Raw genomic sequence first — 12,699 nt, 5'->3', positions numbered from 1 at the left:
CTGACTTGGCCAAGTCGCACCGGTTCCCGGCCCTGAACCGTCCCCGAGTTTTCGGGAGAACATGATGCGCCCCGAGTTCGGTGCAGCTGATGCTGTGCCCTGAGCAGGGAAGCTGCCGGAGACGGTGTGGCGACTGCCTCATCGTATGCAGGGGAGGTCCGAAAGCACCTGCGCGCGCCAAGAACGCCTCTCTCATCTCAGAGGGCGGTTCGATAGTTGATGCCCCTTTCGCCGTTGCGATTGGGTGAGGCGGGCTGGTCAAGTGACTCGTAGCGGAGCTACGGACGCGGCTGAGCGAACAACCCCGGCTCGGATTCGACGAGGACGCCCTTGCTGACCAGACGCTTGAGCTTGGACCGGACGTTCTCGATGTTCTTGGCCACGATGGGCAGGTCCAGCGCCAGGCAGAGATCACGGGCCCGCATGGGCTGGGCGACATCGGCGAAGATGGCGAGAATCTGCTGGTAGACGGGATGGCCAGGCAGTTCGGCAGGCGGTGCGGCCGTCGTGGCGTCCGGCTCGTCTGCGAGGGACAGAAGGGTCTTGCGGGTGATCCGCAGATGATCGAGAGCTTCATCGAGTTCGCGGAGGCGCGCGGTGAGGTCGTTGATCAAGCTGCGGGTCTGCTCGGCCTCGCCGGTCAGGGCCGCCTCGCGCGCGTCGATCCTGCTGAGCAGCCACGCGCCGGGGTCCGGGGCGCTCACGTGGTTCGCCAGGCGGGAGTGGAAGGGCCGGTCAGCCGGCGGCTCATCACGTCGGTCATCGCCCAGTACACCCGTGACTCGGAGCTGGCCTGATCGTGTTCGTAGTCGCGTACCGGGCGCCGGTGCAGGGACATCGTGCCGTAGGTCTGCTCCACCACCCACCGCTTGGGCTGGGGGACGAACCTGGCATCGGCGGGATTCCGCTCGACGATCTTCATGTTGATGCCGTGGGTGGCGCCGTGGGCGACTACCGCGTTCTTGAATCCCTGGTCGACCAGGGCGGTGCGGACGCTGCCGGGCGGGGTGGCGGCGGCGACCCGGTCCAGCAGCGCGGTGCCGATGGCGTTGTCGTGGATCGAAGCTGCCGCGACCACCACCGCGATGACCAGGCCGAGCACGTCCACGGCCAGCCCGCGCTTGCGACCCGGTATCTTCTTGGCCGCGTCCCGGCCGGTGGTGGCTTTCGGGACGCCGGCCGCGGCGCGCACGCTTTGGGTGTCGAGCACGACCAGGCTGGGGTCGGCTAATCGCCGGTTCTTCTCCCGTACCTGGAAGCGCAGCAGGTCGTGGATGGTCTTGTCGGTGCCGTCTTTCCGCCAGGCGGTGTAGTAGTACATGACCGCGCTGCGCGGTGGCAGGTCATGGGGCAGCAAGTTCCACTGGCAGCCGGTCCGGCTCTGGTACAGGATCGCGTTGACGATCTCCCGCATCTGGTATTTGCCCTGGTGGCCGCTGACCGAGGGGTGCGCGGCCTTCCACGCCGTGATCACCGGCTCGATCAGGGCCCATCGCTCATCGGATAAGTCCGTCGCGTACGGCTTGCGTTCACTCACCCGGCTATCTCAACACGTCCACGCTCACCAGCCGGGCGTAACGCTACAGATTCACTCGATCACACTACGACATCACGGGCATAGGCTCACGGATCGTCCTCTCAAAGCGTGCAAGGAGAGGGCAGCGGAGCAGGGCCGAAGCGTTCTCACTTGATGCTTGACGCTTTGGCATCGGATGATGCTTGACACTCCTAGCCGATCTTTCGCTTCTTAGCTTAGTGAGTGTTTGAGATCGACGATCTTGCTTAGGCGCAGACGATTTTGGCCTGTCGCCGAGCGGGGCCGCTCCGGGTGAGGCGGCGGGCCATGCCGGCGATGGCAGCCCAGCGGATGATCGCCTCAGAGACGGCGGGGTCGCGTTCATAGTCACGGGCAAGCCGTCGGCAGGCGGTCAGCCAGGCCAGCGTTCTCTGTACCACCCAACGACGGGAGATGACGCTGAAGCCGCGCTGGTCAGCGGGCTTGCGCACGATCTCCAGGGTGGTGCGCAGAGTGTCACGGGCCCAGTCCACCAGCCGGCCGGCGAAGCCCTGGTCGGCGAAGACGTGCCGGATCGGGGTGGCCAGGTACGCCGACAACAGGGCGGTCTTGGCGCCATCGCGGTCCTGCCAGCTCGCGGCCAGCACCGCGACCGTCACGAGCAGGCCGGTGGTGTCGGTGACGATGAACCGCTTGCGGCCGTTGATCTTCTTGCCCGCGTCGTAGCCGCGGCTGTCGCGGCCGACGGTGTCGGCGCCCTTGACGCTCTGGGAATCGATGATGCCCGCGGTCGGCTCATCGGCGCGGTCGGCCTGGCGGCGGACCTTGACGCGCAGCTCGGTCAGCAACGCCTCGGTGACGCCGGCCTGTTCCCACTGCTGGAAGTACCAGTACACGGTCTGCCAGGGCGGCAGATCGGTGGGCAGGTAGCGCCACGGGCAGCCCGAGCGGACCACGTACAGGATGGCGTTGACGATCTCTCTGCGTGGGTGCTTCTCCGGACGTCCGCCGGTGTTCGGCTCAGGCAATAACGGCTCGATCAGCTCCCACTGCGCATCGGTCAGGTCCGAGGGGTAGCGATCCGGGGGCATCGGGCCACCTTGGCAGTGTCAGTGCTCGTCGTCACGCCGCCACGCCGAACATGAATGATCTTCTCAAACACGCACTTAGATATATTGGATGAGCTGCTGAAATGCTGTGAGACATGGATTCAAAGCCCATGATCATCCCCCGCATGCCCCAACAGTCCGGTGAGAATCGGCGCGGTCGCGTCCGAGATGCGGTGTAAAAGGGAACGAGCGTAGGTTGCCGTGCTGAACCGTCCAAAGTTCGCACTACGCAAGGACCTACGCTCGTGGCACGCACACTACCGCCCGTTCAGGCCATCCGCACCGAGATCGACGCCCTGTTCGCCGAAGGCCGTGACCTGGTCGAGGTCATCGAGGACGCGCCCGCCTGGGGGCCCGTCTGATCATCCAGACCGCCGTCGAGGCCGAGGTGGACGCTTTCCTCGGCCGCGCCCGCTACCAGCGCGCCGCCGCCGTCACCGGCAGCGGTGAAGAGGAGGTCATGGTACGGCCTGGCCATCGCAACGGGCACTGCCCCACCACCATCAAGACCACCACCGGAGCCGTCACCATCGCCCGGCCGAAACTGCGCGGCACCACCGAGGCGTCCGCCTCCCGCCTGTTCGGCACCGGCGTGACCCGGACCAACGCCCTGGAGACCCTGGTCATCGCCTCCTTCGTGCGTGGCCTGTCCGTGCGCGACGTCGAAGGCGCCCTGGCCGATGCTCTCGGCCCTGAGGCAGCGCTGTCGAAGTCGACGGTCTCGACCATCTGCCAGGCCATCGTCGCTGAGTACGACGCCTGGAGCCGGCGTGACCTGACCGGCGTCGAGGTGGACTACCTGTTCCTGGACGCCAGCCACTTCAAGATGCACGATGGCCAGCGCGCCGAGCCGGTGCTGGCCGCCTGGGGCATCACCACCGAGGGCAAACCCGTCTTCATCGGCCTGTCGGCCGCCGCGGCCGAGTCGGCCGACGCCTGGCACGACTTCCTGACCGATCTGGCCGGCCGCGGGCTGCGTCCGCCGCTCCTGGTCATCTCCGACGGCGCGCCCGGCCTCATCGCCGCTGCCGAGCAGGCATTTCCCCGCTCGCTGCGTCAGCGCTGTGTGATCCATAAATGCCGCAACGTCCTGTCGAAGGTCAGCGCCGGCGACCAGGCCGAGGTCAAGGCCGCCTTCTGGAACATCTTCGACACCAGCAGCCTGAGCAACGACGGCAAACAGATCGAGCCCGGCCCGGGCCTGGTGGCGTGGGTGCAGGCTCGCATCGACGCCTTCGCCGAGACCTGGGGCGGACGTTATCCGGCCGCGGTCAAGAGCCTGCTGACCGACCGGCAGAGCCTGACCACTTACCTGCGCTTCCCGCCCGAGCACCACAAGCGCATCCGCCACTCCAACTTCATCGAGCGCACCTTCGGCGAGACCCGCCGCCGGGTCAAGGTTATCGGCCGCTTCCCCGGCGAGACCTCCTGCGTCTCCCTCGTGTGGGCGGTGCTGGACCGGGCCGCGCGAGGCTGGCGCGGCTTCACCATGATCAGCAAGGGCCTGCGCGTCCTTCAAGACCTGCGTCGTGCCCTGCTCCACCCGCCCGCCCAGCTTCGTCCGAGCACCACCACGACGACCGAGTCGACACCCGACACGGTGGCCGCCTAAGATCGCTCCACGGCACCTACCTCGTTGAGCCTTTTACACCGCTCCGAGGACGCGACCCCATTGGCGCGAGGACGTCTCGTAAGGTGCCTGACCCTATCGGTCTTTTGTCCCTTAGATCGCTCACTGTCCGAAATCTACCGGAAAGCCTCACGGAGGGATGGGTGCCGCTACCACCCCATGAGCATGAGCTGCCCGGGTGCTGAAGCGTATCGCTGCGTAGCTGTCGCCCGCTTGCCCAAACCGCAGATGAAGAGGGGATGGGGCTGCCATGACCAGTGGCACGAAACGTTGACGAGGGTATGAGACGATCTAGGTAGGGACATAGTTTGCAGTTGCGCGTATTGTCTCTCTCGCACCCCGCGCGTCGTATGGGAGAGGACTTGGTGGAGAGCCGGCTCATACCGATCAACGCAGTGATCAGTCTTGCGACCCCAGACGGCATCAATCCGGCTGTTCTTGCTGATCAGGGTTATCGTGTGGCGGGTCTTGAGGTACCCGTGGGGAAGTCAGGAAGCTCAGTGGTCGTAGACGTGGTCTTGGCAAATGGAGATACGGGACATGTCTTGGCGATTGAGTCCAAGTGTGGGGGAAACGTAGAAGACGAGCAGTGTGTTAGGTATGCCGCGCTTGACCCAATAGCTGTCGTTCGTAACGCCTACATCGATCTACATCGGCGCGTTCCACCTACGCTGGATGTGATCTATGCCTGCCTCGGGTCACATGCCGATCGCATCCGCCTAGGGCTGGAGACCGCTGGGGTGGCGTTCCCTATCCTGGCGGTCCACGATGATAAGATCTCGCTGGAGGGAAGCGCAATCCGGGAACCGTTGCGCTCTATCTTCAGAACGCCAGTAAAGCTGGCGGGTTCTCCCTCGCGTCACGTTCCTTTCGATGAAGAATCCAGCGTAGAGATCATCGAGCCGTATGTGCAGACCGCTCTGGTTGCAGCCTTGGCTCAGAGTCTGACAGAGATCAGCCTTGCGACCCTAACCGAGCAGTCCATCCGGCACTTCGCGCTGTTCGGTCGGCAAGCCCAGACGGCCCTCAAGCGAAAGGTGGGCGAAGCAGCGAGGCGCATCGCCGAGCGGGATGCTTCGACGTTCGAGTACCACGGCCCTCCACCTAACCGTGATGGATGGGTGACGTTGCTGAGGACCCCAGAGGCTAACGACCCGCGAGGGCGTACGCAGGGCTACCAGGCACTTGTTCGCCCAGGTCAGTCGAGACGTAGTCGTAGACGGTCGGTTATCATAGAGGGCCAGATGAACCTTCTGGAAGAGCTGGACAAGGCGGACGAAGGGACGCGCAACAGTCGCGGAGAGCAAGCTGAGGAGACTCCATGACCGCCCGTACACAGATGGCTGAGTTCCTCGCAATGAATGCGAGTTCGCCGACGAAGACCTTTGTTCTGGAGGCGCATCCAAAGGGCGAGCCGGCTGCCCTTCTCGCTGGCTTTTCTGATGTGGAGAGCCTTGCTCGCACCGACGACGCGTATTTGTTCAAGCTTAGTACAGCCGAAGGCGTTTTTTGGGTAGATCAGCTCGATGATCGGTTCTGGAGTTTTCACACAGACATGCCGACAGATGCGGCTGGTTCATACCTAAATAAGCAGGTCAGTAATCGCCGAGACCTCGACTGGTTGTGGCTACCTTCAGAACACTTGCGGGATCCCTGGCCAGGCGCACAGCGGCGCAAGACTCGAACTAAGTTTGAGGGCACAAAACTACTGGGCGGAACTTCATCAGAGTTCGATGACCTAAAGTTGCAAGCTTCGGGGCGAGGCGCTGTGCTCCTGGATAGATTTCTTCATGAAGAAGGCCTGCGAGCGTCGGCGGCTTACGATGCCGTTGAAGTGGTTGTAGAAGACGAAATGTTCGGAGTAATTCGGGAAGGCGTGAATCGAAGAGGGCGTTTTGCCGTGTCTGGAGACTCGCTCGAATTGCATTTTCAATTCGTGCAAAACATCGTCGATCGATACAGAAATCTAGTGACGCTGGCGGAGCAGAAATCGATCGGCTGGAGTCGTATCAACGAGGACGATCCGGATGCAGGTGCACGGCTCACGGGCGGCCCAATTAGTATCAGGTTCTCTCGTTCGATACCGGATCTCGAAGTATTTGTCGATGAGCTATTCTCTTCTCGCGACCCGTTTCGCCTGTGGGGGATCGCCAAGGTTACCGGTAACGAGGCTGAAGTAGAAGCCGTTGACCTGCACGTAGGAGAGCAGCTCTCCTTCGACATCGGGGAGCAATGGATGCGCGTCTACCTTAGGAACGGCGGTTGCGGGAATACGATCGCTCGTCTAGTCAGTAACCTTCAACATCGCTTTGATGCTGCACTATCCTTCACCGATCCCGAACTTCAAGCTGCTCTCCAAGCTTCTCCACTGGCAAGCTCTTCGTTATGAGCGCATAGTGCCAGGTGGAATCCAAACGGTGGAGCGGACCTCGTTACAGAGGAGTCGAGTGCTTGCAGTACCCCCGTTGAGCAGAATCGGGATATTGGTGGTGTCCGCGCCAAGGAAAATGCTAGCCTGCGCTGTATAATGCTGGCAGCAGTGGCTATTTGCTGCACGGATTCTAAATCTGCTTCTCGGGTTTTCTAACCGAGTAGGCCGACCCCATTGTTCGCGGTTCTCCTGACTAAACCTGCAGGACGGTGATGGCCAACCATGTCCTACGCCGACCGATCGAAACGTCGTCGAGTTCACATGGCCGGCGAACGGACGCTCGTTGGTGTATGGAAGGTGCTGCTCTCACCTTATGCCGTGAACTTTCAGCATGCGTCCGACAGAAGTCGAGCTGGCTGGCGATCACCTGGACCGTGATCGGCGATAAACATCGTGACTTAAACTTGATCACTTGTCTTGAGAATCCGTCCAAATCAAGATCTAAGGATTTCTTGGTGTATTCGGTGGTCTCTTCGACAGCTTAGGTGCCCCCTGCGCCACTGCTGGGCGGGGCTGTCGTCGACAGCCCCGCTCTAAAACGTGACCTTGGATTTCTGCTTGTTACTCCACGATGTCCAACGCCGGAAGCCGGTCCACGATCTTTATGGTCTCCAAGCTGACTGTCACGATCCGCTTGAGTAGGTCGATAATGTAGCGCGGGTCATTGGACCAGTCGTTGGGGTCGTTGACGATCTTAGACGTCTTGTCGACCTTAACCTGGTATCGATCGATGATCCACTCAATGGCGGAGCGCACGCCCAGCTGGTAGCGGTAGGCCTCCTCCGGCACGTTGGAGAGCTTTACCCACGAGTTGTATTGGATTGTCGAACGGTCTTCCTTGCCTTTCGGCTTGGGGATCTTCATCTTCACAACCCTGAACGTGTCACGCAACGAAGTGCCGGGCGGGGCATCAACCTCCTCTACTATCCCTTGGTATGGCTCCGCCTGCTCATATTTGAGATGCAGGTCGGCCAGCTTCCGCCCCGCGTCGGCGAAGAGTTGAAAGTCCCGCACCTTAGGGATACGACCTACGACTACCCGCGGGCGGCTCGTGACGCCCTGCACTTCTCCAAGCTGGTCGATCGGTTCGTGCACAACCTTCGCCGCGTGGCGGGCTTCGACGTGCAGTACTTCGCCACCGTGGAGCCACAGAAGCGGCTCGCCCCACACCTGCACATGGCCATCCGTGGAACGCTCCCACGAGCGGAGATCAAGCAGATCGCCGCAGCCACCTACCACCAGGTGTGGTGGCCCTCCGTCGATCACGTGGCCTTCGAGGGCGAACACCTGCCCATCTGGCAGGAACGGGCCGGCTACCTCGACCCCGACACCGGAGAGGTACTGCCCACCTGGGACGAAGCCCTCGACGAACTCGACGCCGACGAGGACGCCGAACCCCTGCACGTCATCCGCTTCGGCGAACAGGTGGACGTCAAGGGCGTGCTCGCGGGCACCAAGGACGCCGACCAGTGCATCCGCTACCTGTCGAAGTACCTGGCCAAGAGCCTCGGCGAAACGCTCGACAACCAGGCCCAACGCGAGCACGCCGCCCGCTTCGTCAATGCCCTGCGCTACGAACCCTGCTCGCCCACCTGCCCGAACTGGCTCCGCTACGGCGTCCAGCCCAAGAACGCCAAGGCCGGAACGGCTCCCGGCCGGTGCAAGTCCAAGGCCCACAAGCCCGAACACCTCGGCTACGCAGGCCGTCGCGTGCTGGTCTCCCGAAAATGGTCGAACAAGACCCTGACCGAGCACAAGCAGGACCGCCGCACCTGGGTCCTGGAAGCCCTCGGCAAGGCCGACGAGCCCATAGACCCACACCGGTATGTCTGGCGACCCGTCCCAGCCGCAGACGCCAACGTCCCACCGCTAGCCGTCCGGCTCCTGCGATCCGTCCGCGAGCGGCAACGCTGGCGAGCCCACATCGCCGAACTCCAAGCCAGAGCAGACGGCCAAGATCCTTCGGCAACCGCAGTCACGGGGAGGGCGGCATGACCATCACGCCTCTCCTCCTCCGCCCGGAAGAGGCTGCCGACTACCTCGGCATCGGCCGTACCAAGGTCTACGAGCTGATCCGCTCCGGCGCGCTCCGATCCGTTCGCATCGGCACCCTGCGTCGCATCCCGGCATCCGCACTGACCGAGTTCGTCACCCAGCTCGAACAGGAAGCAGCATGAGCACCAAGAAGCGTGGCCAAAACGAGGACTCGATCTATAAGGACGGCGATCGCTGGCGCGGTGCCGTCTCCCTCGGCTACGGCCCGGACGGGAAGCGCATCCGCAAGAAGGTCTCCGGCAAGACCCGCGCCGAAGTTGTCGAGAAGGTACACAAGCTCAAGGAAACCCTGGCCAAGGGTGCTCTGGTCCCCGACGACCGGCTGACGGTTGGAACGTTCCTTGACCGTTGGCTGCTCCACCTGCCCGGCCATATCTCCGATGGGACCCTGGACGACTACGAGGACACGGTACGGCTGCACCTGAAGCCATGCCTCGGCCGCCACAAGCTGACCAAGCTCACCGTGGCTCAGGTCGATGCCCTGTGGCTGGCCAAGCGCAAGGTGGGCTACAAGGCGAACAGCGTCCGCAACATGCGGGCCGTCCTCCGTAAGGCGCTGGGTCAGGCTGAGCGAGAGGGCCTGATCATGCGGAATGTCGCAGCGCTGTCGATGCCTCCGCGCGTGCCGGTCGAGGAGGGCCGCACGCTCACGGTGGAGGAGGGCAAGAGGCTCCTCGACACCGTGGCCGATCACCGCATGGGCGTCCTCGTCCTCCTGTCCCTGGTCTTCGGCCTGCGGCGTGGCGAGGCACTCGGGCTCATGTGGAACGCCTTCGACCCGGACGCTCGCACCCTCCGTGTCACGCACTCCGTCAAGCGCCTGAAGAATCGCGACCCGAACGCCACCGCCAGAACCCGCATCGTGATCAGCGAACTGAAGACCAAGCGCTCACGCTGCGTCCTGGCCTGACTCCCGAACTGGTCGAGGCGATCAAGCGGCACAAAGCCACCCACAACAAGGAACGCCTTAAGGCCGGTGAGGACTGGACGGAGCACGGCCTGATGTTCCCGACGGCTTTCGGCAACCCGTCCGACCCGGATACCTTCTCGCACTTGTTCTCCCGGCTGGCCAAGAGAGCTGGACTCGGCCCTGGCATCCGCACGAGCTTCGCCACTCTGGCGCATCACTCATGCTCGCCCAGGGCACTCCCCTCCACGTCGTCTCTGAAGTCCTCGGACATGCAAGCATCGCGATCACCAAGGACATATACGGACACCTGCTGGAGGGCGACCGCCGTGCCGCGACCGAGGCCATTTCCAGCGCCCTCCTGGGGAAACTGGCTCCGGTGGCTCCCAAGGTGGCTCCCAAAGGCACCGAAGACACCGGTTGAAAGTCGGAAAGCAGAAGGCCCCTGACGGCGTAATGCCTGCTCAGGGGCCTTTTGGTTGGAGAGCCGACGTGGGGAATCGAACCCCAAACCTTCTGTTTACAAGACAGATGCTCTGCCGATTGAGCTACGTCGGCACGGCCTACCAGTGTAGACGGTCACCGCCGTCGGTGACGAGCGACTTCGTACAAGGTCACTCCCGCCGCGACCCCGGCGTTGAGTGACTCCGCCGCCGCGCGCATCGGGATGCGGGCGACCGCGTCGCACTGCTCGCTGACCAGCCTCGACAGGCCCTTGCCCTCGGACCCGATGACCACGACCAGCGGCTCCGTCAGCAGGTCGACGTCGCCGATCTCCACGTCGCCGGCGCCGTCGAGCCCGATGACGAAGAGCCCGTCCTCGCGGTATTCGCGCAGGGCGGCGGTGAGGTTGGCGGCGCGGGCCACGCGCAGGTTGGCGAGGGTGCCGGCGGAGGTCTTCCAGGCGCCGCCGGTCACGCCGGCTGAGCGGCGGGACGGGACGAGCAGGCCGTGGGCGCCGAAGGCGGTGGCGGATCGGGCGATGGCGCCCAGGTTGCGGGGGTCGGTGACGCCGTCGAGGGCGACGATGAGCGGGATCTCCGCCGCGTCGCGCGCCAGGTCGACGAGCTCCGCCGGGTGGGCGTAGTCGTAGGCCGGGATCTGGAGGGCCACACCCTGGTGGACGGCGCCTTCGGTCAGCCTGTCGAGCTTGTCGCGGGTGACCTCCATGAGGGCGATCCCGCGGTCGGCGGCGACCTTGATGCTGTCCCGTACGCGGTCGTCGTTGTCGACGCGGTGGGCGACGTAGAGGGCGTTGGCCGGGACGCCCGCCTGGAGGGCCTCCAGGACGGGGTTGCGGCCGCCGATGTACTCGGGCGCGTCCTCGGAGCGCTTGGCGCGCACCGGGGCCCGCCGCGCGCCGCCTCGGTCCTCGCGGGCGACGCGCTCGGCCCTGGCCTTGTCCTTGTACCAGTGGCGCATCTCGGCAGGCGGGGTCGCGCCCTTGCCTTCGAGCCCGCGGCGACGCTGACCGCCGGCGCCCTTGCTCGGGCCCTTCTTCTTGGCGGGCCTGCCCGCCTTACCCCCTGCTGCCATGGAATCAAGGGTACTTGCGTCGCCAAGTCCCTTCGCCCGCCTGGAGCGGCGGGCGCGGACCTGAACCACTACGACACGCGCCGGCCGCGGTCAGCGGCTCAGCTCCCAGCGGGCGCCGTTGGGGGTGTCCTCGACGGTGATGCCCGCCGCGGCGAGCTGGTTCCTGATCTCGTCGGCCGCCGCGTAGTCCTTACGGGCCCTGGCCGCCTTGCGCTGCTCCAGCGCCACCGCCACCAGCGCGTCGACCACCGGCTTGAGATCGGAGCCGGCCGAGCGCCACTGGGGCGAGCGCGGGTCGAGGCCCAGCACGTCGAGCATGTTCTGGGTCTCGGCCAGCAGCCGGGCCACCGCCTCCTTGTCACCCTTGGACAGCGCGACGTTGCCCTCGCGGACCACCTCGTGCACGACCGCGAGCGCCTGCGGCGTGCCGAGATCGTCGTCGAGCGCGTCGGAGAACGCCTGCGGGAGCGGCGCGTCGGCGTCGACGTCGTGGATCACCTCGGCGGCGCGGGTCACGAACCCCTCGATCCGCTGGTAGGCGGCCGCGGCCTCCTGCAGCGCCTCCTCCGAGTAGTCGATGGAAGACCGGTAGTGGGGCGCGGCCAGGTAGTAGCGCAGCTCGACCGGGCGGACCTTCTGCACCATCTCCGGGATGAGCAGCGAGTTGCCCAGCGACTTGCTCATCTTCTCGGTGCCGATCTTGAGCAGGCCGTTGTGCATCCAGTAGCGGGCGAAGCCGTCGCCCGCCGCCTGCGACTGCGCGATCTCGTTCTCGTGGTGCGGGAAGATCAGGTCGAGGCCGCCGCCGTGGATGTCGAACGTCGGACCCAGGTATTTGGTCGCCATCGCCGAGCATTCGAGGTGCCAGCCGGGGCGGCCGGGGCCCCACGGCGTCGGCCAGGTGGGCTCGCCGGGCTTCTCGCCCTTCCACAGCGCGAAGTCGCGCGGGTCGCGCTTGCACGACTCGTCGTCGGTGTCGGCCGCCGCCCGCATGTTGGCGAGCTTCTGGTTGGAGAGCTTGCCGTACTCGTCCTCCCAGGAGCGCACGTCGAAGTAGACGTCGCCGCCGGAGGCGTAGGCGTGGCCGCGGTCGATGAGCCGTCGCATGAGCACGATCATCTCCGGCACGTGGCCGGTGGCGCGCGGCTCGACGGTCGGCGGCAGGCAGCCGAGCGTGTCGTAGGCCCAGGTGAAGGCGCGCTGGTTGCGCTCGGCGACGACGAACCAGGGCACCTGCTCCTCGGCGGACACCCTGATGATCTTGTCGTCGATGTCGGTCACGTTGCGGCAGAACGTCACGTCGTAGCCGGAGCGCATGAGCCAGCGCCGCAGCACGTCGAAGTTGACGCCCGAGCGGATGTGGCCGATGTGCGGGGGGGCCTGCACGGTCGCGCCACACAGGTAGATCGACGCACGGCCGGCCTCGAGCGGGACGAATTCGCGAATGCCGCGGGTGGCGGTGTCGTAAAGGTGCAGGCTCACGAAAGAAAGGCTAACGCCTCGGGCCCCGTCGCG

General features: G+C 64.8%; 11 protein-coding genes, 1 tRNA gene and 2 pseudogenes. 7 read left to right on the top strand and 7 right to left on the bottom strand.

Features of this window, described 5'->3' with window-relative positions; genetic code table 11:
• Positions 1-278: 278 nt before the first annotated feature.
• The 3 genes from ACQEUU_RS07010 to ACQEUU_RS07000 form a co-directional block, all read right to left on the bottom strand.
• A complete protein-coding gene (locus ACQEUU_RS07010) occupies positions 279-704 on the bottom strand; it encodes a hypothetical protein (protein WP_148031685.1) in 426 nt (141 codons plus the stop codon).
• Positions 701-1,537 (bottom strand): IS5 family transposase, encoded by an 837-nt coding sequence (locus tag ACQEUU_RS07005; protein WP_433061880.1) that lies wholly within the window; start codon positions 1,535-1,537, stop codon positions 701-703. Before ACQEUU_RS07005 ends, ACQEUU_RS07010 begins: the two co-directional genes overlap by 4 nt.
• Before the next feature lie 245 nt (positions 1,538-1,782).
• A complete protein-coding gene (locus ACQEUU_RS07000; RefSeq protein ID WP_433061878.1) occupies positions 1,783-2,607 on the bottom strand; it encodes an IS5 family transposase in 825 nt (274 codons plus the stop codon).
• A 263-nt stretch (positions 2,608-2,870) separates the two neighbouring features.
• Between ACQEUU_RS07000 and ACQEUU_RS06995 the strand changes: the two are divergent.
• From ACQEUU_RS06995 to ACQEUU_RS06985, 3 genes and pseudogenes are all read left to right on the top strand, one after another.
• Positions 2,871-4,237 (top strand): annotated as a pseudogene (locus tag ACQEUU_RS06995) (IS256 family transposase).
• A 383-nt stretch (positions 4,238-4,620) separates the two neighbouring features.
• A complete protein-coding gene (locus ACQEUU_RS06990) occupies positions 4,621-5,580 on the top strand; it encodes a hypothetical protein (protein WP_433061875.1) in 960 nt (319 codons plus the stop codon).
• Positions 5,577-6,644, top strand: a complete 1,068-nt coding sequence (locus ACQEUU_RS06985) for a hypothetical protein (RefSeq protein ID WP_433061873.1) — start codon at positions 5,577-5,579, stop codon at positions 6,642-6,644. The genes ACQEUU_RS06990 and ACQEUU_RS06985 overlap by 4 nt, the downstream gene beginning before the upstream one ends.
• Positions 6,645-7,247: 603 nt before the next feature.
• Here ACQEUU_RS06985 and ACQEUU_RS06980 read toward each other — a convergent pair.
• Positions 7,248-7,700, bottom strand: coding sequence for a type ISP restriction/modification enzyme (locus ACQEUU_RS06980; RefSeq protein ID WP_433061870.1), 453 nt, complete (start codon positions 7,698-7,700; stop codon positions 7,248-7,250).
• Between the two features lie 12 nt (positions 7,701-7,712).
• On the opposite strand from ACQEUU_RS06980, the pseudogene ACQEUU_RS06975 reads away from it, so the two are divergent.
• From ACQEUU_RS06975 to ACQEUU_RS06960, 4 genes and pseudogenes are all read left to right on the top strand, one after another.
• A pseudogene (locus tag ACQEUU_RS06975) lies at positions 7,713-8,681 on the top strand (replication initiator); the annotation flags it as partial.
• Positions 8,678-8,863 (top strand): helix-turn-helix domain-containing protein, encoded by a 186-nt coding sequence (locus ACQEUU_RS06970; protein ID WP_433061867.1) that lies wholly within the window; start codon positions 8,678-8,680, stop codon positions 8,861-8,863. The pseudogene ACQEUU_RS06975 and the gene ACQEUU_RS06970, both read left to right, overlap by 4 nt.
• Positions 8,860-9,651, top strand: coding sequence for a tyrosine-type recombinase/integrase (locus ACQEUU_RS06965; RefSeq protein ID WP_433061864.1), 792 nt, complete (start codon positions 8,860-8,862; stop codon positions 9,649-9,651). The genes ACQEUU_RS06970 and ACQEUU_RS06965 overlap by 4 nt, the downstream gene beginning before the upstream one ends.
• 73 nt (positions 9,652-9,724) lie before the next feature.
• Positions 9,725-10,072 (top strand): tyrosine-type recombinase/integrase, encoded by a 348-nt coding sequence (locus tag ACQEUU_RS06960; protein ID WP_433071760.1) that lies wholly within the window; start codon positions 9,725-9,727, stop codon positions 10,070-10,072.
• Positions 10,073-10,133: 61 nt separating this feature from the next.
• Here the strand turns inward: ACQEUU_RS06960 and ACQEUU_RS06955 are convergent.
• From ACQEUU_RS06955 to cysS, 3 genes are all read right to left on the bottom strand, one after another.
• Positions 10,134-10,206, bottom strand: a tRNA-Thr gene (locus ACQEUU_RS06955).
• A 21-nt stretch (positions 10,207-10,227) separates the two neighbouring features.
• On the bottom strand, positions 10,228-11,184 hold the full coding sequence (rlmB, locus tag ACQEUU_RS06950) for a 23S rRNA (guanosine(2251)-2'-O)-methyltransferase RlmB (RefSeq protein WP_433061861.1): 957 nt from the start codon (positions 11,182-11,184) through the stop codon (positions 10,228-10,230).
• A gap of 90 nt (positions 11,185-11,274) precedes the next feature.
• Complete coding sequence (cysS, locus tag ACQEUU_RS06945) at positions 11,275-12,666, bottom strand: cysteine--tRNA ligase (RefSeq protein ID WP_433061858.1); 1,392 nt, start codon at positions 12,664-12,666, stop codon at positions 11,275-11,277.
• Positions 12,667-12,699 lie beyond the last annotated feature (33 nt).

Origin of the sequence: Nonomuraea sp. CA-218870 (assembly GCF_050936535.1) — a bacterium.
GTDB classification, from domain to species: Bacteria; Actinomycetota; Actinomycetes; order Streptosporangiales; family Streptosporangiaceae; genus Nonomuraea; species Nonomuraea corallina.
The sequence above is the reverse complement of the archived record's forward strand: the minus strand, read 5'-3'. Positions and strand labels throughout refer to the sequence as shown.